The following is a 23,049-nucleotide window of genomic DNA, read 5'->3' as shown; positions in this document are numbered from 1 at the left end:
CGGACAACCTGGGGGAACAGCATGGAACGACTCAGCGGACTGGACGCCTCGTTCCTGTACCTCGAGTCCCGATCCCAGCTGATGCACGTGAGCGGGATCCTGGAGCTGGATCCCGGCACCGTCGAGGGCGGGTACCGGTTCGAGGACCTGCGCGGTGAGCTGGCGCGGCGGATCACCGCGATGCCGGCCTTCCGGCGCAAGCTGCACGACTCCGTGGTCAACCTCGACCACCCGGTGTGGGTCGAGGACGAGTCCTTCGACATCGAGGCGCACGTGCACCGCGTCGCCGTCCCCGCGCCCGGCGGGCAGACCGAACTCGCCGAGCTGTGCGCCCACGTCGCGGGCCTGCCCCTCGACCGCAGCAAGCCGCTGTGGGAGATGTGGGTCATCGAGGGACTGGCCGACGGGCGGATCGCGATCATGATGCGCATGCACCACGCCGGCGTCGACGGCGTGACCGGAGCGGGCCTGATGGCCCAGTTGTGCGCGCTGACGCCGGAGCCGCCCGCTCTCGACCCTGCGATGGTGGACAAGTCCACCGGCGGCGCGCCCGTGCTCGCGCTCGCCGCCGACGGCGCGAAGAACGTCCTGCTCCGGCCCCTGTCACTGGTCTCGCTGCTGCCGCGCACCCTCCCCGTCCCGGTCAAGTGGTGGACCCGCTCGCGCCGCGGCGCCGCGATGCCGGCCCCGTTCAGCGCGCCCCGCACCTCGCTCAACAGCTCGATCACGGGCCACCGCGCCATCGCCTTCGCCGCGGTGCCGCTGGCGGACGTCAAGAAGATCAAGGACCACTTCGGCGTCAAGGTCAACGACGTGGTGCTCGCGGCCTGCTCCGGCGCGATGCGCGAGTTCCTGCACGACCGCGGCGAGTTGCCGGAGCAGCCGCTGGTCGCGATGATCCCCGTCTCGGTGCACCAGGCCGAGATCGGCGCGACGCTCACCGAGGGCACGAACAAGGTCACGGGCATGTTCACCCGGATGACCACGGACGTCGACGGACCCGTCGAGCGGCTGGAGGCGATCCGGGAGCGCGTCGCGACGAGCAAGGAGCACCACGGCGAGCTCGACGACAACCTGCTGCGCTCGTGGGCACAGTTCGCGCCGGCGTCGATCATGCAGATGGGTGCCCGGATCTACGGCGACAGGAACCTGCCCGAGCTGCACCCGGTGGTCTACAACCTCGTGATCTCCAACGTCCCCGGGCCCGATATCCCGCTGTACTTCCTGGGCGCGCGGATCCACTCGATGTACCCGCTCGGCCCGGTCTTCCACGGCGCGGGCCTCAATGTGACGGTCTTCTCCCAGGAGGGCACACTGAACATCGGTGTGATCGCCTGCAAGAAGCAGGTGCCCGACCCGTGGCCGATCGTCCGCGCCTTCGAGCGCGATATCGCCGCACTGGTCGCGGCCGTCGACGCGGCCGGGAACGAGGAGAGCGCAGAGCAATGACCGACGGCCCGCGGGTACGAATCGACAGTGGCGAGATCTCCGGCCGCGACCAGCGGACGGTGCACGCCTTCCGCGGGATCCCGTACGCACAGCCACCGGTAGGGCCGCTGCGCTACAGGGCGCCGCAGCCGGTCGAGCCCTGGGCGGGCGTGCGCGCCGCGACGGAGTTCAGCGCGGCGGCGCCGCAGAACAAGAAGTACACGTTGGTCGGGTTCCGCGAGTATCAGCCGACCAGCGAGGACGCGCTCACCCTCAACGTGGTGACCCCGGCGCGCCCGGCCACCGCGCCGCGGCCCGTCATGGTCTTCCTGCACGGCGGCGCCTACCTCATGGGCAGCTCGGCCACGCCGCTCTACTACGGCAATTCGCTGGTCGAGCGCGGCGACGTGGTCTTCGTCTCGATCAACTACCGCCTCGGCGCCCTCGGGTACCTCGACCTGACGGAGTTCTCCACCGACGACCGCCCCATCGACGGCAACCTCGGCCTGCGGGATCAGGTCGCGGCCCTCGAGTGGGTGCAGCGCAACATCGCCGTCTTCGGCGGCGACCCGGGCAACGTCACGATCTTCGGCGAGAGCGCCGGCGGCAACGCCGTCACCACCCTGCTGGCCACTCCCGCCGCCCGCGGCCTGTTCCACCGCGCGATCGCACAGAGCTCGGCCCCCGGCCTGACGGTCGACGCGGTCACCGCCCGCGGCTGGGGCAAGCGCTTCGTCGAGATGCTCGGCGGGCCCGAGCGGATCGATGCGGCCACCTCGGAGGAACTGGGGCGGGCCGGGAACCGGCTCATGGGCGAGCTCAACCGCGAGCAACTGGGCGTGATCCCGTACGGCCCCACGGTCGACGGTGACTACCTCCCGGAGGATCCCGAGGTGGCGATCGCCGCCGGCCGGGGCGCGGACGTGCCGCTCATCATCGGCACCAACCGCACCGAGGCGACGCTGTTCACGAAGATGCCGGGGATGGGCAGGCCCTCGGCGGAGCGAGTCGCGCACACCGTCGGAGCGGGACTCGATCGGTTCGCGCCGCTGTCCGAGGCGTATCCCGGCTTCCCCGGTACCGCTTCCCTGAACCGGATCGTCGGCGACTTCATGTTCTGGGCTCCGTCGCTGCGCATCGCGCAGGCGCACGCCAAGCACGCGCCGACGTACTTCTACCGCTACGACTTCTCCCCCAAGACGCTCGACCTGCTGGGCTACGGTGCGACGCACGCCTCGGAGCTCATGGCGGTCTTCGGCGTCTACCACGGGACCACGGGCTGGGTGCTCGGCGCGCTGGGCGATCGCCGCGTCGCGATGCGGGTCTCCGACGGCATGCAGCGCGACTGGATCACCTTCGCGCGCACCGGTCATCCCGCGAGCGAGTGGCCGACCTACAACGGCACCTCCCGCGCGACGCTGGTGATCGACGACCGCAACCGCGTCGTCTACGACCCGTCGCCCGAGATCCGCAGGGCCTGGGAGCGGTTCACGGACGGGCGGACCGGGGCATGACCGGCGAGAGGGACACCGTCGTCGAGACCGAATCGGGTGCCGTGCGCGGCGTACGGCGTGGCCGGGTGCGCTCCTGGCGGGGCATCCCGTTCGCGGCGCCGCCGGTGGGCGCGCTGCGCTGGCGGGCGCCGCAGCCCGTCGCCGCCTGGTCCGGGGTCCGCGCGGCGGACGATTTCCGGAACGCGGCCGTCCAGCACCCGCGGAGCACCCCGGTCGGGTTCCGCAGGTACCAGCCCGTCGACGAGGACTGCCTGACGCTCAACGTCGTCGCGCCCACGGCATCCGGCGGCGCGCCGCGCCCGGTGATGGTCTTCATCCACGGCGGCGCGTATCTGATGGGCAGCTCGGGAACGCCGCTGTACCTGGGGAACTCACTGGTCGAGCGCGGCGACGTGGTCTTCGTCTCGATCAACTACCGGTTGGCCGCCCTGGGCTGCCTCGATCTGACGGAGTTCTCCACTGCGGACCGTCCGATCGACGGCAACCTCGCCCTGCGGGATCAGGTCGCGGCCCTCGAGTGGGTGCAGCGCAACATCGCCACCTTCGGCGGCGACCCGGGCAACGTCACGATCTTCGGCGAGAGCGCCGGCGGCAACGCCGTCACCACCCTGCTCGCCACTCCCGCCGCCCGCGGCCTGTTCCATCGGGCGATCGCGCAGAGCTCGGCGCCCACGCTCACCGTCGATCGCGATCTCGCCCGGTCGCGCGGGCGGGCCTTCGTGGACCTGCTCGGCGGTTCCGCACAGCTCGGCACCGACGCGACCACGATCTCCCGCACCGCGCACCGCCTGGTCCGTTCGCTGGAGCAGGACGAGCCGGGCGTCGTGCCCTTCGGTCCCACTGTCGACGGTGACTTCCTGCCGGAGGACCCCCTCGCGGCGATCGCCGGCGGCCGGGGCGCACCGGTGCCGCTGATCATCGGCACCAACCGGGACGAGGGCACGTTGTTCACTCGCAAGGGCGATCTCGCGAAGCCGAGCGAGGAGACGATGCTCCGTGCGCTGGGTGCCACCGCGGACCAGCTGAGCGGGCTGCGCGCGGTCTACCCCGACCTCCGCGCGGCATGGCCCACGCTCCTGGGCGATCAGTGGTTCTGGGCACCGTCGGTGCCGATCGCGGAGGCGCACAGCCGATTCGCGCCCACCTTCATGTACCGCTACGACTACGCGCCCACGGCGCTGCGGCTGCTGCGCTTCGGCGCGACCCACGCGAGTGAACTGCTCGCCGTGTTCGGCGTCTTCAGCGGGCGACTGGGCCTGGTGGCGACCGGCGAGCGGGCCGCCGCGCGCAGGGTCGAGACGCAGGTGCAGGACCACTGGCTCGCGTTCGCCCGCACGGGACGGCCGCTCTCCACCTGGCCGGCCTACGACGGCGCCGCCCGGAGCACGCTCGTCATCGGGACGCGGACCACCGTCGAGGACGACCCCGACGGTGCGCGGCGCCGGGCGTGGGCCGCCTCGGGCCTGCCCGGCACGGCCGTGCCGGTCGCCGATCCGGCGGGCGATTCACTGCCGCAGTAGGCCGATCACCGCGTCCGCCCGGGTCTCTGGCAGCAGGGCGTAGGACAGCAGGAGCGCGGTGTCGGCGACGTCGCCGTCCGTCAGGGCGTGCGCCGCGACCGTCGCGACGCGGTAGCGCTCGCGGGCGAGGGCCGCGACGGCGGCCCGAAGGGCGGCGACGGACCCGAGGTCGACCGTCAGGTGCAGGCCGGCGTCGGCACCGAGGACCGTCGCGTCGGGGAGGTGCCGGGCCAGCGCGCGGCGCACGGCCGCACGCCGCGCGCCGTAGGTGCGGCCCGCGCGGGCGACGTGGGCGTCCCACGCGCCGGTCGCGAGGAAGTGGGCGAGCATCGACGCCGCGGCGCCGTCCACGCCCGCGCCCGAGCCGTGCCCCGCGTTCGGCACATCGCGGGCGGATGCGGGCAGCGCGGCCCAGGCGATCCGCAGCTGCGGGCTCAGCGCCTTGGAGGCGGTGCCGAGGTAGGCGACGTGGTCCGGCGCGAGGGTCTGGAGCGCGGGCAGCGGGGCCACGTCGAAGGAGAACTCGCCGTCGTAGTCGTCCTCGATGAGCAGGCTGTCGGTGGCGCGCGCCCAGTCCACGAGGTCGAGCCGGCGCGCCATGGACAGCCGGACGCCCGTCGGGTACTGGTGCGCGGGCGTCGTGTAGACGAGGCACCGCCGGCGCGGCAGCCGGCCGACCAGCATGCCTTCGGCGTCCACGGGGACCCCGATGACCTCGTTCCCGGTGGCCCGGAAGGCGTCGAAGGCGCGCCGGTAGCCGGGGGTCTCCACCGCGATCGGCGCCGCGAACCACGTGGCGATCGCGGACAGCGCCGGGTTGACGCCGGGGAAGAGCCGCAGGTCGGCGGGGGCGGCCCGCACCGCCCGCCGGCGCCGCAGGTGCGCGGCCAGGGCCTCCTGCAGGGCGGTCAAGTGCGGCACGACGGTGGCCGCGGGCGGCAGGGCGGTGGCGTGCCGCCAGGACCGGCGCCACCGCCGCTCGTCGATGAGGCCGACATCGGGGACGCCCGGTTCCAGGCTCACGATGCCCCCGTCCGACGGTGCCGCCGCCCGCCCCGGCGCAGGTGCGGGCGCTGCGAGCATCGCGTGGGCGAGCCGATCGGTGCCCTCGGCGATCCGGGTGCCGCTGCCGGGCAACGGATTCGTCGCGCCCATCGCCGCCAGGGTGTCGTAGGCGGTGACGACGGTGTTCCGGGCGACGCCCAGACCGGCGGCGAGTGCCCGGGTCGACGGGAGCCGGTCGCCGGGGTGCAGCGCGCCGCGGTCCAGCCCGTCGAGGACCACGTCGACGATCCCCGCGCTGGAGAGCGTCGTGCCCTCGTGGGCGGCGGCGGCCCAGAAATCGGGGAGATGAGCGGGCGGGCGCGGCACGCCCCCAGAATAGTGGATCATCGATTGAACACTTTCCGGACCTTCTGATGCTCCGGTATTCGACCGAGAATGGTCGGCATGGACAAGCTCACCCGATACCCCGAGCGGGGCGGCGACCGGCGCCTGCTCGACGAGATCCTCGACGAGGGCATGGTCGCCGTGCTGTCGACGGTGGCCGACGGCCTGCCCTGGTCGATCCCGATCGCCTACGCCCGGGCAGGGGACCGCATCGTTGTGCACGGATCGACCGGGGCGGGCGCGCTGCGCCACGTCGCCGCGGGCGCACCCGTCACGCTGACGGTGACCCACGTGGACGCCCTGGTCGTGGCGGACACCGCGTTCGACCATTCGATGAACTACCGCTCCGCCGTCCTGCGCGGCACCCTCGATCGGGTCTCCGCGGGCGCCGAGGAACTCCTGGACGCCTTTCTCGACGCGCTCCTGCCGGGCCGCAGCGCGGAGGTGCGGGTGAACAGCCGCAAGGAGCTCGCCGCGACGGCGGTGCTCGCCCTGCCGATCACCGCCGACAACTGGGTCGTCAAGTCCCGCAGCGGTGGAGCCGCGTCGACCGAGGGCGGATGGTCGGGCGTGCTGCCGCTGCGCACGGGTTATGCGCGCATCGAGCCCACGCCCGGCCTGGACCTCCCGGTGCCCGATTCGGTGCGGGCCGCGTTGCGCGCGAGCGCGCCGGAGGAGCACAGCGTCGCGAGCTCGTGATGCAGGCCTCGGAACCGGCATGAATCGCCCTCGCTCGGTACGGTTGGAATCATGACTGCTCCGACCTCACCGGCATCGTCGCCCGAACTGACCGCAGCGCTGCGCGCCATCCTCGACGGCAGGTGGGCCGCCACGAGGGACGTCGTCCGCGCGCAGATCCAGGACGGGAACGTGGTCCCGCAGGCCGGGCTGAGCCTGGACGAGTACCGCGAGCTGATGCTCGGCCAGATGAAGGCGATGGTGCCGCTCGGCTTCCCGGCCGACGGGTTCAAGGAGGATCACGGCGGCACGGGCGACGTGGGCGCGGCGGTCACCGCGATCGAGACGCTCGGCTACGGCGACCTCTCGCTCATGGTCAAGGCGGGGGTGCAGTGGGGCCTGTTCGGCGGCGCGGTGGAGAACCTCGGCACCGACTACCACCACGAGACCTACGTGAAGGGCCTCATCGACCTGGACGTGCTCGGCTGTTTCGCCATGACGGAGACGGGGCACGGCTCCAACGTGCAGGAGCTGGAGACCACCGCCACCTACCTGCCGGAGACCGACGAGTTCGAGATCCACTCCCCCACCTCGAGCGCGCGCAAGGACTACATCGGCGGCGCCGGCAAGCACGCGCGGTGGGCCTCGGTGTTCGCGCAGCTCATCACCGCCGGCCCCGGCGAGGAGCCGACGGGCCGCGGCGTGCACTGTTTCGTGGTGCCGATCCGCGACGAGAACGGCGACGATCTGCCGGGCGTCACCACCTCGGACTGCGGCTACAAGGGCGGACTGCCCGGTGTGGACAACGGCCGCATCGTCTTCGACCGCGTGCGCATCCCGCGGCGTGAGCTGCTGAACCGCTACGCGGACGTCGCGGCGGACGGAACCTATTCCAGCCCCATCGAATCCGACAACAAGCGCTTCTTCACGATGCTCGGCACGCTGATCCGCGGCCGCGTGACCGTGGGCGCCGCAGCGGGTGCCGCCGGCCGCCTCGGCATCACCCTGGCGACCAAGTACGCGCTGGTGCGCCGCCAGTTCGACGCGCCGGGCGGCGACAACGAGCTACTGCTGCTCGACTACCGCACGCACCAGCGCCGGCTGCTGCCGCTGGTCGCGCGGGCCTACGCCTTCGCCCTCGCGCAGAACGAGCTCACCGCCGAGCTGCACGAGCTGCAGACCGGCGACCCCGACGAGGTCGATCCCGCCTACGCCCGCGAGATCGAGGGCAAGGCCGCCGCGATCAAGGCCGGCCACACGCGCCTCGCCTCGGACGCGATCAGCGCGGCCCGCGAGGCCTGCGGCGGCGCCGGCTACCTCTCGGAGAACCGGCTTCCGCTGCTGCGCGGCGACATCGACGTCTTCACCACCTTCGAGGGCGACAATCTCGTGCTCACGCAGCTCGTCGCGAAGGAGCAGCTGACCGCCTACGCCGCCGACGTCCAGGGCCTCGACGCCGTCGGCTGGGTGCGTTTCGTCGCCGAGATGGCGCGCGACGTGGTGCTGGAGAAGACCGCCGCCCGCCAGGTGGTGCAGACACTGCTCGACGACTCGAACGAGGACACCGAGGAGAGCGAGCTCACCCACCCCGGTACGCAGCTGCGCCTGCTCCGCGGTCGGGAGGATCACCTGCTGCGCACCGCCGCCGCCCGGATGCGTCGCGCGAAGGAGGAGGACGCCGATCCGCTCGAGGTCTTCACGGAGACGCAGGACCACCTGATCAAGGTCGGCGAGGCGCACATCGAGCGGATCGTGCTGGAGGCCTTCGTCGACGTCATCACGGACGTCAAGGACCGCGCCACGCGCGACGCGCTCAAGCTGATGCGCAACCTGTACGTCTACTCCCTGCTCGAGCGCGACCTGGGCTGGTACCTCATGCACCGCCAGGTCTCCGTGGAGCGCGCCAAGGCGATCCGGCGCGGCGTCAACGAGCTGTGCGGCAAGGCCCGCCCGATCGCCGAGTCGCTGGTCGACGCCTTCGGCATCCCCGCCGCCGCGCTGGACGTCCCGATGCTGGATCCGGCCAACAGCGTCGCCGTCCACTAGCGGGTTCGACGGTGTCGCGCGGCCCGGTCACCGGGCCGCGCGGTGCTTCGACCGGTGCGAACCGCTGTCCACCGCGCCGCCGACGGCGGCGCCCGGGGCGGCCTCGGGCGCACCCCACTGGGACGCGAACGGCACGTGGATCCGCTGCAGCCCGGACTGCACGCGGGTACGCACCGCGGTGAGCCGTAGCAGTGCGACGAGGACCACGACCACCGGGCCGGCGAGCTGGAAGACCGCGATCAGCGCGTTGACGACGCGGGCCTGCGCCGGGTCCAGGTCGAGCACGATGACGAACATCGCGGCGATACCGCTGAGGTAGGCGAACAGCCAGAACGCACCGACCGAGCCGGCCACGAGGACGAGAGCGGTGCGCCACCGCGGCGCCCCGTCCGTGACCAGGTAGAACATCGCGACGACCATCCCGAGCAGAGCGGCGCTGCGCGCCATGTACTCCAGATCGAGGTAGAGCGCGTCCTGCAGGGTGCCCACGGAGTTCTCGAGCCGCTCCCCGTCGAACTTCCCGGACGCCACCGCGATCATCGACAACGTGACCAGGAGTGAGGCGAGCAGCGCCGAGCATTCGAGGACGCTCGCGAGGATCTGGAAGAAGGGCTTCTTGATCAGCCCGAACAGCCGCGCGGACGCCTGTCCGACCAGGGTGCCGATGGAGATGATCGCGATGATCCTGGTGATCAGGCCCCACGTCTCGACGTTCATGCCCGCGATCCTATGGGATCGCAAACGCCGGGGCGGCCGGCGCCGTTCCGCCGTCACAACGGCAGCAGGATGTCCTTCACTCGCGGGTCCGTGCGCAGGAACTCCTGCACGGCAGGATCCTTGAAGGCCGCGACGAGGTTCGTGATGTTCTCGGTGTCCTTCCACCTGCTGCCGATGGTCAGCTGGCCCGCGAACTCGTCGGGCGCGGCCGGGGCGAAGATCTCCTTGCTGATCGGGACACCCGCGGCGAGGTAGTACTCGGTGTACCCGACGGCGGCGTCCAGGTCGGGCAGGGCCCGGGTCTGTGCGGCGAAGTCGAGCAGCGTGAACTGCAGGTTCTTCGGGTTCGAGGCGATGTCCTTGACGGTGGCCTGCCACTTGTTCACGCCGGGCTCGAGCGTGATCAGCCCCGCCCGCTCCAGGAACCACAGCCCCTGCGCCTCGTTCGCGGGGTCGGAGTACAGCGAGACCCTGGCGTTCTGCGGCAGCTGCCGCGGGTCGGTGTACTTGTCGGAGAACAGCCCGAAGCCCCAGCGGAAGACGGGCGTCGCGGCCTCCTCACGGAAGTCGGGATTGGCCTGCAGCACCTGCCCCAGCCACAGCTTGTGCTGGTAGACGGTCGCCGCCACCTCCCCCTCACTCACGGCCCGGTTGATGGTCGTGGAATCGGCCAAACCCTTGAACGCCACGGTGATCCCGTGCTTGGGCGCGACCTCCTTCGCGACGAACTCGATGAGGGCCTGCTCCGCGGCGTTGCCCTCCGTGGTGGCGACCAGCAGGGTGGCGCCGGCGGTCTCGTTGGCGGTCTTCGCATCCGCTCCGCCGAAGGCGCGCCATCCCACGAACGCGGCGACCACGAGCGCCACCAGGACGACGGCACCGACGATCAGGGGCCGCCGCGATCCGCGGGTCGTGAAACCGTGATCGTCGTCCGCGGAAGGCGTCGCGGGGGTGGGGGTCTGCGTGTCGCTCATGCGAGGGCCTTTCGGAGAACGGTCTGTTCGGGGGTGAGGTGTCGGACGAGCGCGTCGCCGACGAGCTGGATCGCGGACACCACGACGACGAGGACGAGGATGGTGGCGATCATGACGCCGTGATCGAATCGCTGGTAGCCGTAGGTCACGGCGACGTACCCGAGACCGCCGGCACCGATGGTCCCGGCGATCGTCGAGTACTCGATCATGGCGATGGTGTTGATGGTGAGGCCGCCGACGATGCCGGGCAGCGCCTCGGGGATCTGTGCGCCCCAGATGATCTGTGTGTTGCTACCGCCGGACGCCTTGGCCACGGTCACGACGTCGGGCGGCAGGGCCCGCAGGCTGTTCTCTACGATGCGGGCGAAGAAGGCGATGCCGGCGATCGACATCGGCACCACCGCGGCGGCGATGCCGATGTTGGTGCCGGTGAGGAATCGCGTGAACGGGATGATCGCCGTCATGAGCACCAGGAAGGGCAGCGACCGGCCGATGCTGATCACCCAGGTGAGGGGTTGGTGCAGCGCCGGTTTCGCGAGCAGCCCGCCGGGCGCGAGATTGTGCACCAGGGCGCCCAGCGGAACCCCGACGACCAGTACGATCACCATGACGAGGCCCACCATGATCACCGTGTCGCGCAGCGCGGGCAGCACCAGATCGGGGATCTCGTTGAGTGGCACGGTGATCCCGGAGGCGAGCTGGGTCATGCGGCCACCGCCTCGCGGGCGTCGGCGTCGATGCGGAGCCCCAGGCCGCGTGCGGCCGCGAGCACGCGGGCGCGGTCACCGTCGTCCACGCCGATCGTGACGGCCCCGACGGTGACGCCGCCCACGGCCCGCACCGACGCCGAGAGCAGCGCGACCGCGGTCCCCGTTTCGAGCGTGACCCGGCTGAGCCAGTCGGCGGGCACCGCGGTGTCGTAGGTCAGGCGTACCGTCGACTGGCCCGACGGTGCCGCGGCCGCGGGCCCGGCCGAGCGAAGGGCCTCGCCGAGCACCGATTCCGGATCGGTGAGCAGGTCGACGAGGACGCCCTGCTCGGCGAGGACGCCGTGGTCGAGACGGGCCGCGCTGTCGGCGACGCGGACGATCGTGTCCATCTCGTGGGTGATGAGCACGACGGCCAGGTCGAGCTCATCGCGCACGTCCCGCAGCAGGTCGAGGTACTGCGCGGTGGCCTCCGGATCGAGACCCGAGGTCGCCTCGTCCGAGAGCAGGACCTTGGGGCGCAGCGCCAGCGCCCGGGCGATCCCCACGCGCTGCCGCTGCCCGCCGGAGAGCTGGTGCGGGTAGTGGCCGGCCCTGTCCGCCAGCCCCACCCGGTCGAGCAGCTCGGCCACGCGGGCCCTCGTCTCCCCTTTCGTGACGCCCAGGTACTCCAGCGGCAGCGCGACGTTCTCGGCCGCGGTGCGGCGGCGCAGCAGGCTCGAGGACTGGAAGACCGTGCCGATCCGGCGGCGGGCTGCCCGCAGCTGCGCCTCCCCCAGCGCAGTGAGGTCCTGGCCGCCGATCACGACGGTGCCGCTCGTCGGTCGCTCCAGCAGGTTGAGACATTGCGCGAGAGTCGACTTCCCGGCGCCGCTGGGGCCGACGACGGCGAAGATCTCGCCCGCCGCCACCGTGAAGCCCACGTCCCGCAGCACGTGTGCCGCCGCGGCGCCGGACCCGTAGGTCTTGGTGAGGTTCCGCACCTCGATCATCTGTCCTCCTCGCGATGTGAGGAACACAGTGCGGCACGGCGGCCCCGGGCGCAGCGGTTGCGGTCAGCCTGATTCGGGGGTGCGCCGGATCAGGCCTCGGCGGAGGCGTAGATCATCGCGTCCGGCGCGCGGGACGTGCGCTTGGCGAGCGGGTAGTAGATCGCCGCGGTCCCGAGGAGTCCGACGATCCACGAGATGTCCGCGCCGCCGAGCAGACCGGTGATCGGTCCGGTGTACAACTTCTGCGCGAGGAACGGGATCTGGATGACGATGCCCGCGGCGTAGGCGGCCAGCGCGGCCCATTGCCACGCCCCGTACCGCCCGGCCGGGTCGTACAACGCCGGGATGTCGATGCGCTCCCGCGAGATCACGTAGTAGTCGATCAGGTTGATCGCGCTCCACGGCGTGAACACCATGAGCAGCACCAGGACGAAGTTCTTGAAGTTCTCCAGGAAGTCCGCGCTCGCCGCGATCGCGATGATCACGGAAACGGCGACGAAGCCCACGATGTACAGCGTGCGGGCGAGAGCGGAGATCCGCGAACCGCCGCCGAAGGCCGTGACCGTGGTGAGGACCGACATGAACCCGCCGTAGGCGTTGAGGACGTTGACCGTCAGCTTGCCCACCACGATCACCGAGTACACGACGGCGGCGGCCGCCGCCGGCCCCGCGAGGTCGCCCAGGAATCCGACCTGGTTGCTCAGGAACGCCTTCGACGCGCAGGCGGCGACGAGGGCACCGAAGGTCATCGAGATCTGCGAGCCGATCACGCTGCCCGCGAAGGTCGCCCAGAAGGTGGTCCGCTCCGGAGTCGACCGCGGCAGGTACCGCGAGTAGTCCGCGACGTACGGGCCGAACGTCAGCTGCCAGCCCGCTCCGAGGGAGATCGCGAGGAGGAAGGTCACGACGTCGAAGCCCTTGACCCCCACCACTGCGCCGACGTCGTACGCGGAGCACAGTCGCACCATCAGGTATCCGATGCCGACGATCCCGACCACCGTCGCGATCCGTCCGACGATGTGGATGAGCCGGTAGCCGACCACCGCGACGACCGCGGTGAGAGCCCCGAAGATCACGATCCCCACGGCCGGCTCGTCCACCCCGATCAGCCGGTTGATCGCCTGCCCGGAGAGCACCGTCCCGGTGGCCGCGAACCCGAGATACATGAGGATCACCAGCACCAGCGGCACCGCGGCGCCCTTGACCCCGAACTGCGCCCTGCTGGAGATCATCTGCGGAAGCCCCAGCCGCGGGCCCTGTGCGGCGTGCAGCGCCATCACGGCGCCCCCGAGCACGTTGCCGATCAGGACGCCGACGATCGCCCACACCGCGTCCGCGCCGAAGACGACGGCGAGGGCACCGTCGACGATGGCGGTGATCTGGAGGTTGGCGCCGAACCACAGCGTGAACTGACTGCGCGGCGTGCCGTGCCGCTCCGCATCGGGCACGACGTCGATCGTGCGGCGTTCCCGCAGCGGCGCCTTGGCGGTGGTCGTCGGCATCGGGGGTCCTTCGTTCTCCAGCGGGAACTGCGCTGTGCAGTGACGCGGGTCACCCCGGGACATTCGTATAGTGCTGTCTATACAAAATGTTGTCAAGGCTCTTGCAGTCACGAAAGACCTGGTGACGGCACTCGGCGCCGGGGGCGCGGATCAGTCGGCGCGGAGCTCCCGGACCATGCGGAGGGCCTCGGCACCGTCGGGCAGGGTGTCCATGCCCGCGGTCAGGGCGATCCCGAGGCAGGCCCCGCTGATCACCCGGTCGGCGTACTCCATCGGATCGCCCCACGGCAGGAAGGGCTTGGCGACGAGCAGCGACGCGACGCCGTGCACGATCGTCAGCATCCGCAGCGCGATCGGCCGCGGGTCGCCGGGCGGGTAGTAGCCCTCGCTCTGGAGGTCTCGCACGTTCTGCTCGAGGTGGGTGAACGCGGCGGTGTTCAGGACCATATCGACGTCGGAAGCCGCATCGGACGGGGTCATCGTGGCGAGGCGGTACAGCTCGGGTGTGGCGAGCGCGAACCGCACGAAGGCGAGCCCCTGGGCCCGTGCCGCATCGAGCGGGGTCGGCGCCCCCGCCTCGGCCTCGGCCAGCGCGTCGTCGAGCTGGCCGAGATACCGTGCGACGACAGCGGTAAGGAGGGCGTCCTTGTCGGGGTAGTGCAGGTAGATCGACGGGGGCGTGACCCCCGCGCGCTGCGCCACCGCGCGGATCGAGACCGCCTCGGCGCTGCCGGTCTCGATGAGCAGATCGGTGGCGGCGTCGAGGATGTCGGCCGCCAGCCGCTCCCCGTCGCCGCGCTTGTTGCGCCGCCGCCGTCCCTGCTCCATAGTGCCTACGATTCTCGCAGACCGACGCGGTCGTACAGCCGCTTCATCGGCGCGGGCGCCCACCAGTTCCACACACCCGCCACCCGCATGAAGGCGGGCACGAGCAGCATGCGGATCAGCGTGGCGTCGAGCAGCACCGCGATCATCATGCCCACGCCGAACATCTTCATGAAGGAGACGCCGGCGAAACCGATGGCGGCGAAGACGATCGCCATCAGCAACGCCGCGGCGGTCACGACGCGGCCGGTGCGGGTGATGCCCATGGCGACGGCCTCGTCGTTGGCGGCGTGATCCTTGGTCTCCGAGTGGTCCCAGAACTCCTTGATCCGGGAGAGCAGGAAGACCTCGTAGTCCATCGACAGGCCGAAGGCGATGCAGAACATCAGAACCGGCATGTTGGCGATGATCGCGCCGGTCACCGTCGTGTCGAGTCCGCCGAGCCAGCCCCACTGGAAGATCGCGACCAGCGCGCCGAACACGGCGGAGAGTGAGATCACGTTCATCACCAGTGCTTTGAGCGGCAGGACCAGGCTGCCGGTGAGCAGGAACAGCAGGATGAAGGTGGTCACCGCGATCACGATGAGCACGGTCGGCAGCGTGTCCAGGATCGACTCGACCGAGTCGCGGTTGAGCTGCGCGGAGCCGCCGAACGACGGCGGCGCGGGCGCCGCCACCCCGCGCAGGCGGTCGAGCTGGTCGGAGGCCGCGGTCGAGAGCGGGTCGAGCTTCGACGAGACCAGCAGCAGCGCAGTGCCGTTCGCCGCGCGGGCCGTCGGGTCGCCCTCGGCGACACGCTGCCCGCCGAAGTACGTGCCCGACGGGGCCACCACCGCCCCGGTGTCCGGGACCTGCGAGAGACGCACGGCGTAGTCGGCCACCGCACCGTCGTCGACCGTCTCGGTGAGGACCACACTGACCTGCCCGGAGGCGTCCTCGGCGAAGTCCGAGCGGATGGTGTCGCCCACCTGGTGCGAGGTCGCGGTCTTCGGCAGCACCCGGTCGTCGGGGAAGCCGAAATGGATACTGAGGAAAGGAGACCCGAGGATCAGTAGGAGCGCGATGAGAGCGAGGCCGATGGGCACGGCGCGGCGCAGCACGCCCCGGGTGAAGCGGTAGAACAGGCTGTCCTGCGGCGCCGTCTCCTCGCCGCGCCGGCCGATCGTCAGGGCGTCCACGCGATCGCCGAGCACCGTGAGGATCGCGGGCGTCAGCACCAGCGTGGCCAGCGCGGCGAAGGCGACCACGGCCACGCCGGCGTACGCGAAGGACCGCAGGAAGTACATCGGGAAGATGGCCATGGCGGCCAGCGAGAGGCCCACGATCACGGCCGAGAACAGCACGGTGCGGCCGGCGGTGTTCATGGTGCGGCGCAGGGCTTCCGGCCTGTCCGCGCCCGCCGCGACCTCCTCGCGGTAGCGGGAGATCACCAGCAGCGTGTAGTCGATCGCGAGGGCCAGCCCCATGGCCGTGGTGAGGTTCAGCGCGAAGATCGAGACGTCGGTGAACGCGGTGAAGGCGCGCAGGATGCCGGTGGTCGCGATGATCGCCGCGATGCCGATGAGCACCGGGATCGCCGCCGCCACCAGGCCGCCGAAGACCCACACCAGCACGAGGAAGGTGATGGGGATGGCGACGGCCTCCGCGATCAGCAGGTCGCGCGAGGACTGGTCGTTGATCTGCGCGTAGCTGTACGCCTGGCCGCCGGCGGTCACCGTGACCGGCGACGGCGGCGACGGCAGCTCGCCGACGATGGCCTTCGCGTTGAGCGGGGCCTGCGATTCGCCGCCCGCGATCGCGGCGACGATGAGCGCGGTGCGCTTGTCCTCGCTGACCAGCATGGGGGTGGGCGTACTGAAGCCGTCGACGACGCTCTCGACGCGGCCGTCGGCCTTGAGCCGGTCGACGAGGCCGCGGCCGTACGCACCGGCGGCCGCCTCCTGCCCCTCGGGGACGGAGACGGCGAGGACCAGCGGCAGGCCGCCGCGATGGAAGTCGTCGGCCATGCGGTTGTAGGTCTGCATCGCCTCGGCCTGCGGGTCGACGTAGCCGCCGGCCTGCAGCTTGTCGGCGACGCCGGCGCCCGCGAGCCCGAGGCCTGCCAACAGGATCACGGCGAGCAGCAGCACGGCCTTCGCACGGCGCGCGACGAAGCGGGTGAGTGCGTCGATCATCGTGCATCCCCTTCCGGTTGTATTAACGACGTTAAGTTAACAGTGTTAATACACGTCGCGTCAACCGCCCCGGGAAGGAGATCCCGATCACCCCGGGAAAGGACCGCTAGTGGGGCAGCGCCGCGAGGACGACCTCGTCGCCCCGCCCAGCAGCGGAGGCGACCGGCAGCCCCGCCGAGGTCCACACTCCCGAGCGGCCCGCCGACCGGGCTCCGTTCGGGAGGCCGCCGAGGTTCGCCGATACGACGGCCATCCCCGTGTCCCGCGCCCGGCGCGCCATCCGCGCGTCGTGCTTCTCCTCCTCGCCCTGCGTGTACAGCACCGATGCGATGTAGGCGTCCGCCCCCACCGCTCGGACCGCGTCGGCGTGGGAACCGAAGGCGGTGTCCAGGCAGACCGCGAATCCGAGCTTCCGGCCCCGAAGCGGCGCGACCACGACCTCCTCCGCCGCAACGAAGACGTCCACCTCGCCGCCATGCAGGTGTGTCTTCGCCGCGACCACATCTGAAGGCCCGCCGAGAACGAGAGATGAGAGATGCCTTGTGCCGCGGTATATCACGGGCGCACCCACCACGACCAGAGCGCCCGCATCAGCGGCCTCGCGGCGCAGTCCGAGCAGCCGGTCGTCGCCCGGTACGAACCACTCGTCGTCGGCGAGGTCGAGATGGTAGCCGGTGAGCGAGAGCTCGGGGAAGACGATGAGGTGCGCACCGCCGGCGATCGCCTCGCGCGCGATCCACTCGCTCCGAGCGATGTTGCCGGAAACATCACCGACAGACGCGACGAACTGGACGACGGCGACGGTCACTCCGTCGGTCTGCGACGTGGTCACACGCCGCCGAGGCGGTTCTCGCCCAGGCTGTGCACGAAGCGCGGCCCCAGGAGGGCGAGTTCACGGGCGTAGGCCTCGGCCCAGCCGCCGAAGGGAACGTGCGCGAGGTACTCGTTGCGGAAGCGGTCGTCCTCGGAGACCTCGGTGGCGCAGAAGTCGGGGATCGCGAGGTCCACGACGGGCCCGCCGCGCTCGACCTCCGCCATCACCAGCGGGGCGTTGGCGCCCAGGAAGTCGTCGATGATCCAGCCGTCCTCGCCGAGCCACATCGAGTAGCGCACCTTGGCGACGACATGCTCGGCGCGGCGCACGATCTGACCCGCGACCAGGGCGTCGAGCTCGCGTTCGGCCTCGTACCGGGTGCCGCTCACGGCGGGCCCCTTGGCCGTCATGGTGCCGGTGGTCACGCCGTCGAGGGCGTCGACGAGCGCACCCGGATCGTCGATGAGCTCCGACGGGGCCGGCCCCTGCACGCGCACCCGGACGGCGTAGCCGTCGGCGGCGAAAAGATACGCCTGCACGATCAGCGTGGGCGCGGGGTCGAGAGCAGCGGCCTCGGGGACCTCGCGCACGAAGAACTTGCGCTCGAACTCGAAGTCCCCGAAACCCTGCTCAGACATGCCCCCACCGTAGCCGGTCGGGGCGGCGATCCGCGGGAAGCGGACCGCTCAGACCAGCGTGTAGCCGGCCTCCTTGACAGCGGCCTCGACCGCGTCGCGCGACAGCTCCGCCTCGCTGGCGACGGTCACGGCGCCGGTCTCGACGTTCACGTCCACACCGGTCACGCCGCCGATCTCCGAGATCTCCTCGCGTACCGAGGACGCGCAGTGCCCGCAGGTCATGCCGGTCACGGTGTAGGTGCTCTCCACTGCCATTTCTCGCTCCTTGTCTCGGACGGCCCCGGGGCCTCCATGGTCCCGCGCACCGTCGACACCACGATACCCCCTAGGGGTATCAATTCGCCACCGCGGCCGTGCAGAACCGCTCGATCGGCCCGCCCTCCGCCGGGCCCGCGAGCTGCAGCTGGCCGAGCCACACCGCGATCCGGCCGGTCTCGGGGAAGTAGTAGAACGCCGTGCCGGAGCCGCCCACCCAGCCGTACCGCCCGGGCACGCTCCACGGATGCACGGGGTCGACGTCGACCCCGCCCCCGTAGCCCCACCCGGCACCGTCGAGGAAGACGTTCCCCTCCTGCGGCGGTACCTGCACCGCGGTCATCGCCGCGACGGACTCCGGACTCAGCACGCGCACACCGTCGGATTCGCCTCGGCCGCGCAGCATCCGGCCGAACCGGAGCAGGTCGTCGAGCGTCGAGAGCAGCCCTCCTCCCCCGGACTCGAAGACCGGCGGGGAGAGGAAGGCGCCGTCGGCGGGGTCGACGATCACGAGGCCCTCCGGCGTCGTCATGACGGCGTCGCCCAGCCGGGAGGGCATCGACCCGGTCGCCTGGAAGGCGGTGTCGGACATGCCCAGTGGCGCGAGGACCGCATCGGCGAGAACGTCGCCGAGGGAGCCGCCCGTCGCGCGGGCGAGCAGCACACCGAGGATGTCGGCACCGGTGTTGTAGGTCCATCCCTCTCCCGGCTGGTGCGCGAGCGGTAGGCGCGCGGCGGCCGCGATCCACTCGTCGGGCGGGGGCGTGCCGAGCGGATCGGCGGGGCCCTGGTGCAGCGTCCCGAACAGCGCCTCCATCAGCGGCGCGGAGAAGTCGGAGATCATGCCCAGCCCACCGGTGAACGAGAGCAGGTGCCGCACGGTGGTCGGGCGTACGGCGGGCACGGTGTCGTCGAGCGGGCCGCTCGGGTCGCGGAGGACGCGCGGCTCGGCGAGCTCGGGCAGCCAGCGCGTCACCGGATCGTCGATGCCGACGGTGCCGCGCTCGACGTGCACCAGGGCGGCCGCGGCGAGGATCGGCTTGCCGATGGACGCGATGCGGAAGACGGTGTCGCGCGTCATCGGCACGCCCGGGGCCCGCTCACCCCCGACGGCGACCTCGGCCCCCGACGGATCGTCGAACGCCGCGACGGCGCCGGGGAGCGGCCCCTGTGCGATCTCCCGCTCGATCAGTTCGTGCAGCACGGGCGCCTCCCGGGTCGGATCCTTACGTACCCTGACAAGCATGCCCATCCCGGAGTACGTCCGCAGCATTCGCGAGAAGATCGGCACCGACCTGCTGTGGCTGCCCGGCGTCGCGGCCGTGGTGGTGAACGACGCCGGGGAGGTCCTGCTCGGCCGGCGCGCCGACACCGGCGAGTGGGCGTCGATCGCGGGGATCCTCGAGCCCGGCGAACAGCCCGCGGAGGCGATCGTCCGCGAGATCCGGGAGGAGGCTGGCGTGGAGGCCGCGGTGATCGACCTGCTCGCCCTGCGCACCGACGAGCCCGTCCGCTACCCGAACGGCGATGCGGCGCAGTACCTCACGATGCTGTTCCTGTGCCGGTACGTCTCCGGCGAGGCGCACGTCGCCGACGACGAGTCCCTCGAGGTCGGCTGGTTCCACCCCCAGGCCCTGCCGACGATGTCGCCCCGGCAGACCGAGCGGGTGCACCGGGGCCTCGCCGCGCTCCGCGGCGACACCCACCCCGCCTGGCTCTGACCGCGTCCCGAAAATCGGGTCCTGCCGGCGTCGGCGGCATGAATCGCCTGCGTAGGGCAGGAGGACCCGACGTTCAGGAGCGGCTTCCTCCACAACTTCGCGTACATAACCTGTCTTCTCCACAGGCGGCCCTCCGGCGCGGCCCGACGGGCGGTGCCGCGAAGCAGGATCGACGGCATGGACCCACAGATCCCGATGGCCGCGGCGGAGAACGGCGGCGTGCTCTCGCGACGCCACCTGCTGCGAATCGGCGCGGACCCGGCCGAGATCGACGCCCTGCGCCGGCACGGGATCCTCGTGCCCGTGCGCCGCGGCTGGTACGCCACCGCCACCGCAGACCCCGTGGTCGTCGCCGCGGTCCGCTCCGGCGCCGCGATCACCTGCCTCTCGGCGCTCGGGTACACGCCGGGGGTGTGGGTCCCACCGGGTGAGCGGCGGACGCACCTGCGGTGGCCGGAGCACAGGCCGGTCACACTCCGACCGGTGCGCTCGTGCCGCGGGCACCGCCCGTTGCGCACGCCGATGCGGGCGGTCGACCCGCTGCCGATCGCCGTGCAGTGCGCGGCGAACTTCCTGAGCGCCGAACAGCTCGTCGCGGTGCTCGACTCGACGTTGCGAATGCCGCGCCCGTACACCGTCGACGCCCTGGCCGAGGTCTTCGACGGTGCACCGCAGCGCGTCCTGCGCGTTCTCGGGCTGCTGGATCCGCTCGCGGGCTCCGGGACGGAGTCGCTGGTCCGCTACCGCCTCATGTGCGCCGGGATCCGCGTGCGCAGCCAGGTGATTCTCCGGGGCGTCGGCCGCGTCGACCTGCTCGTCGGCGACAAGCTCATCATCGAGTGCGACAGCGCGAGCCATCACAGCGGCGCGCAGCGCAGAGTCGACTACCGGCGCGACCGCGCGGCGGTCATCGGCGACTACCGGGTTCTGCGCCTCGATTACGCCGACGTGCTCTTCGACTGGGACGCGGTGTACCGCGACATCGTGGCGATCGTGCGCAGTGGCCGCCACGGCGGACGCATGCGATTCTGAACGTCGGGTCCTTGGGGCGCCGGGCACCGGATCCGGCCGCGAGGGTCCGCAGAACCCGAAACTCGGGAGCTGCTAGCGGGCGAGCAGCGGTTCGAGGGCCGCGCGCAGCGCGTAGTCGTTGCGGGCCCAGGCCTGCACGGTCGAGCCGTCGACGAGCTGGATGCCCATGCCGTAGCGGCGCCGGGGGACGGTCCGCAGCCGCCCCATCGCCCGCGCCGACGACCACGCGGGGAAGTCCTCCGGCTTCGCCTTGCGCGGGTGGTCGGGCGCCTTCCCCGGCAGGATCCGTGCGATCTCGGCGACCGGGATGCTCTCCTCACCGCAACGCAGTTCCTCGGGGGTGAGCGCCATCGAGACGTGCGTGCGGCCCGCGGTGACCTGCAGCCACACGAAGCCCTGCGTCGCGAGGCCCAGGAGCAGCCAGATCCACCACTCGGACGTCCGGCCTGCGAGCAGCCACTGGGTGAGGATCATCCCCACCGTGGCTACGGGCACGAGCACCAGCCAGATGCGGGACAGGCCCCGCTCGGCGTACAGCGGCGTCACCGGCCTGCCGCCGTCAGGCCAGGATTGAAGTACTCCATCGCCTCTCGACTGTTCGCCGTGATGATCGCCCCCACCACCGCGATGGCCGCGAGGATCGCCGGTACCGCGACCGTGGCCTCGTGCGAGAAGAAGGACTGCACACCCTGCACGAGCACGAAGGCGGCGACGAACTGCAATGCCAGCCTCGCCCAACTCTGCCCCCGCCACATCAGGTAGACCAGAAGTGCGGCCACCGCGGCGATTCCCACCCCGACCAGGACGAGGAGCAGAAAGGTACCCGTCTGGAACTCAGCGAACGACATGTCGCGTCCATCGGGCAGTTTCGCCGCGCCGCTCTCACGCGCGCTGTCGTACTGCTGCCGCATCCAATCCGAATCGCGGATGACGAAGGCCAACGCCACGAAGGACGTTACCGAGGTGATGATCACGAAGATCCACAGCTGCACGGAGAGCTTCACGTCATCGGGCCGCGGGCCGCGCTCGGGCTTCGGCACGGGCGGCGGCGCGGGCCACGTGGGCGGCTGGGGGCCGGGACCGGGCCAGACGGGGCCCTGGTGCTGCATGTTCACCAGGTCCCCCGGTTCAACCACGTTGCAGCCTCGGTGGCCCAGTAGGTCAGCACGATGTCGGCCCCCGCGCGGCGGATCGACAGCAGGGACTCGCGGATCGCGGCGTCGCGGTCGATCCAGCCGTTCTGCGCCGCGGCGGTGATCATCGAGTACTCCCCCGAGATCTGGTACGCGGCAACGGGGACCGGCGAGGCGGCGGCCACGTCGGCCAGCACGTCGAGGTAGCTCATGGCGGGCTTGACCATCACGATGTCGGCACCCTCCGCGAGGTCGAGCTCGAGCTCGCGCAGCGACTCCCGGCGGTTCGCCGCGTCCTGCTGGTACGTCCGGCGGTCACCCTGCAGCGAGGAGCCGACCGCCTCGCGGAACGGGCCGTAGAAGGGCGAGGCGTACTTCGCGGTGTAGGCGAGCAGCGAGACGTCCTGGTGGCCCGCGGAATCCAGCGCGGAGCGGAGCACGCCGATCTGGCCGTCCATCATCCCCGACGGTCCGAGCATGTGGGCCCCGGCGTCCGCCTGCGCGACGCCCATGAGGGCGTACCGCTCCAGCGTGGCGTCGTTGTCCACGCGGCCGTGGGCGTCGAGGACGCCGCAGTGGCCGTGCGAGGTGAACTCGTCCAGGCAGGTGTCGGCCATGATCACCGTGGTGTCGCCCAGGTCGTCCCGCAGGGCCCGCAGGCCGCGGTTGAGCACCCCGTCGGGCTTCCACGCGGCGCTGCCCTCGGCGTCCTTGTCGGCGTCGTCGGGCACCCCGAACAGCATGATCCCGCCCACGCCCGCGGAGACCGCCTCCTCGGCCGCGGCGCGCAGCGAGTCGACGGTGTGCTGGACGACGCCGGGCATCGATGAGATCTCCAGCGGAGCGTCGATGCCGTCACGCACGAACATCGGCAGCACCAGCTGCCGCGGCTCCACCGAGACCTCGGCGACGAGCCGCCGGACGGCGGGTGTGGAGCGCAGCCGGCGCGGACGAACCTGCGGGAAAGTCATGTCTCCCAGCTTACGTAAG

General features: G+C 71.4%; 22 protein-coding genes. 7 read left to right on the top strand and 15 right to left on the bottom strand.

The features are described 5' to 3' along the window. Positions 1 to 21 precede the first annotated feature (21 nt). From FK530_RS04895 to FK530_RS04885, 3 genes are read left to right on the top strand one after another with little or no spacing between them, the layout of a single operon-like run. Positions 22 to 1,449, top strand: coding sequence for a WS/DGAT/MGAT family O-acyltransferase (locus tag FK530_RS04895; protein WP_146485854.1), 1,428 nt, complete (start codon positions 22 to 24; stop codon positions 1,447 to 1,449). Continuing rightward, complete coding sequence (locus tag FK530_RS04890) at positions 1,446 to 2,942, top strand: carboxylesterase/lipase family protein (protein ID WP_146485853.1); 1,497 nt, start codon at positions 1,446 to 1,448, stop codon at positions 2,940 to 2,942. Before FK530_RS04895 ends, FK530_RS04890 begins: the two co-directional genes overlap by 4 nt. Then, positions 2,939 to 4,462, top strand: coding sequence for a carboxylesterase/lipase family protein (locus tag FK530_RS04885; protein ID WP_146485852.1), 1,524 nt, complete (start codon positions 2,939 to 2,941; stop codon positions 4,460 to 4,462). The genes FK530_RS04890 and FK530_RS04885 overlap by 4 nt, the downstream gene beginning before the upstream one ends. On the opposite strand, the gene FK530_RS04880 is transcribed toward FK530_RS04885, so the two are convergent. Then, positions 4,448 to 5,833 carry an aminotransferase-like domain-containing protein gene (locus FK530_RS04880; protein ID WP_158645027.1) on the bottom strand — a complete coding sequence of 462 codons (1,386 nt, stop codon included), beginning with the start codon at positions 5,831 to 5,833 and terminating at the stop codon, positions 4,448 to 4,450. The two genes, FK530_RS04885 and FK530_RS04880, sit on opposite strands and share 15 nt — an antisense overlap. Before the next feature lie 78 nt (positions 5,834 to 5,911). On the opposite strand from FK530_RS04880, the gene FK530_RS04875 reads away from it, so the two are divergent. Together FK530_RS04875 and FK530_RS04870 are read left to right on the top strand one after the other, a co-directional pair. Beyond that, positions 5,912 to 6,550 (top strand): pyridoxamine 5'-phosphate oxidase family protein, encoded by a 639-nt coding sequence (locus FK530_RS04875; protein WP_231706500.1) that lies wholly within the window; start codon positions 5,912 to 5,914, stop codon positions 6,548 to 6,550. A 51-nt stretch (positions 6,551 to 6,601) separates the two neighbouring features. Further along, positions 6,602 to 8,575, top strand: a complete 1,974-nt coding sequence (locus FK530_RS04870; RefSeq protein ID WP_146485849.1) for an acyl-CoA dehydrogenase family protein — start codon at positions 6,602 to 6,604, stop codon at positions 8,573 to 8,575. A 27-nt stretch (positions 8,576 to 8,602) separates the two neighbouring features. Here the strand turns inward: FK530_RS04870 and FK530_RS04865 are convergent, their stop codons facing one another. The 11 genes from FK530_RS04865 to FK530_RS04815 all read right to left on the bottom strand — a co-directional run bounded on the left by FK530_RS04865 (position 8,603) and on the right by FK530_RS04815 (position 19,377). Then, positions 8,603 to 9,292 (bottom strand): hypothetical protein, encoded by a 690-nt coding sequence (locus tag FK530_RS04865; RefSeq protein ID WP_146485848.1) that lies wholly within the window; start codon positions 9,290 to 9,292, stop codon positions 8,603 to 8,605. 53 nt (positions 9,293 to 9,345) lie between these two features. Next, positions 9,346 to 10,266 (bottom strand): MetQ/NlpA family ABC transporter substrate-binding protein, encoded by a 921-nt coding sequence (locus FK530_RS04860; RefSeq protein ID WP_146485847.1) that lies wholly within the window; start codon positions 10,264 to 10,266, stop codon positions 9,346 to 9,348. After that, on the bottom strand, positions 10,263 to 10,973 hold the full coding sequence (locus tag FK530_RS04855; protein ID WP_146485846.1) for a methionine ABC transporter permease: 711 nt from the start codon (positions 10,971 to 10,973) through the stop codon (positions 10,263 to 10,265). Before FK530_RS04855 ends, FK530_RS04860 begins: the two co-directional genes overlap by 4 nt. After that, positions 10,970 to 11,965 carry a methionine ABC transporter ATP-binding protein gene (locus tag FK530_RS04850; RefSeq protein ID WP_146485845.1) on the bottom strand — a complete coding sequence of 332 codons (996 nt, stop codon included), beginning with the start codon at positions 11,963 to 11,965 and terminating at the stop codon, positions 10,970 to 10,972. The genes FK530_RS04855 and FK530_RS04850 overlap by 4 nt, the downstream gene beginning before the upstream one ends. A gap of 89 nt (positions 11,966 to 12,054) precedes the next feature. Then, positions 12,055 to 13,467 (bottom strand): purine-cytosine permease family protein, encoded by a 1,413-nt coding sequence (locus tag FK530_RS04845; protein WP_146485844.1) that lies wholly within the window; start codon positions 13,465 to 13,467, stop codon positions 12,055 to 12,057. A 150-nt stretch (positions 13,468 to 13,617) separates the two neighbouring features. Then, positions 13,618 to 14,295, bottom strand: coding sequence for a TetR/AcrR family transcriptional regulator (locus FK530_RS04840; RefSeq protein ID WP_146485843.1), 678 nt, complete (start codon positions 14,293 to 14,295; stop codon positions 13,618 to 13,620). A 5-nt stretch (positions 14,296 to 14,300) separates the two neighbouring features. Next, positions 14,301 to 16,466 (bottom strand): MMPL family transporter, encoded by a 2,166-nt coding sequence (locus FK530_RS04835; RefSeq protein ID WP_146485842.1) that lies wholly within the window; start codon positions 16,464 to 16,466, stop codon positions 14,301 to 14,303. 106 nt (positions 16,467 to 16,572) lie between these two features. Then, positions 16,573 to 17,298, bottom strand: a complete 726-nt coding sequence (locus FK530_RS04830; protein ID WP_146485841.1) for a carbon-nitrogen hydrolase family protein — start codon at positions 17,296 to 17,298, stop codon at positions 16,573 to 16,575. Next, a complete protein-coding gene (locus FK530_RS04825) occupies positions 17,295 to 17,918 on the bottom strand; it encodes a CYTH domain-containing protein (protein ID WP_146485840.1) in 624 nt (207 codons plus the stop codon). Before FK530_RS04825 ends, FK530_RS04830 begins: the two co-directional genes overlap by 4 nt. A 48-nt stretch (positions 17,919 to 17,966) precedes the next feature. Further along, positions 17,967 to 18,173 (bottom strand): heavy-metal-associated domain-containing protein, encoded by a 207-nt coding sequence (locus FK530_RS04820; RefSeq protein ID WP_146436241.1) that lies wholly within the window; start codon positions 18,171 to 18,173, stop codon positions 17,967 to 17,969. Positions 18,174 to 18,252: 79 nt separating this feature from the next. Further along, positions 18,253 to 19,377, bottom strand: a complete 1,125-nt coding sequence (locus tag FK530_RS04815) for a serine hydrolase domain-containing protein (protein ID WP_205124175.1) — start codon at positions 19,375 to 19,377, stop codon at positions 18,253 to 18,255. 40 nt (positions 19,378 to 19,417) lie between these two features. Between FK530_RS04815 and FK530_RS04810 the strand changes: the two genes are divergently transcribed. Together FK530_RS04810 and FK530_RS04805 are read left to right on the top strand one after the other, a co-directional pair. Beyond that, positions 19,418 to 19,894 carry an NUDIX hydrolase gene (locus tag FK530_RS04810; RefSeq protein ID WP_146485838.1) on the top strand — a complete coding sequence of 159 codons (477 nt, stop codon included), beginning with the start codon at positions 19,418 to 19,420 and terminating at the stop codon, positions 19,892 to 19,894. A 177-nt stretch (positions 19,895 to 20,071) separates the two neighbouring features. Next, positions 20,072 to 20,926, top strand: coding sequence for a type IV toxin-antitoxin system AbiEi family antitoxin domain-containing protein (locus tag FK530_RS04805; RefSeq protein ID WP_146485837.1), 855 nt, complete (start codon positions 20,072 to 20,074; stop codon positions 20,924 to 20,926). 72 nt (positions 20,927 to 20,998) lie between these two features. On the opposite strand, the gene mce1N is transcribed toward FK530_RS04805, so the two are convergent. From mce1N to hemB, 3 genes are read right to left on the bottom strand one after another with little or no spacing between them, the layout of a single operon-like run. After that, entirely contained in the window at positions 20,999 to 21,472 is a 474-nt protein-coding gene (gene mce1N, locus FK530_RS04800) for a transport-regulating membrane protein Mce1N (protein ID WP_146485836.1), read from the bottom strand. Beyond that, positions 21,469 to 22,062: a hypothetical protein gene (locus FK530_RS04795; protein ID WP_146485835.1), complete on the bottom strand. Its 594-nt coding sequence runs from the start codon at positions 22,060 to 22,062 to the stop codon at positions 21,469 to 21,471. The genes mce1N and FK530_RS04795 overlap by 4 nt, the downstream gene beginning before the upstream one ends. Further along, positions 22,038 to 23,030, bottom strand: coding sequence for a porphobilinogen synthase (gene hemB / locus FK530_RS04790; protein WP_146485834.1), 993 nt, complete (start codon positions 23,028 to 23,030; stop codon positions 22,038 to 22,040). Before hemB ends, FK530_RS04795 begins: the two co-directional genes overlap by 25 nt. Positions 23,031 to 23,049: the final 19 nt, after the last annotated feature.

This window comes from Tsukamurella conjunctivitidis (assembly GCF_007858475.1).
Lineage (GTDB): Bacteria > Actinomycetota > Actinomycetes > Mycobacteriales > Mycobacteriaceae > Tsukamurella > Tsukamurella conjunctivitidis.
This window is presented reverse-complemented; position numbering and strand designations above follow the sequence as displayed.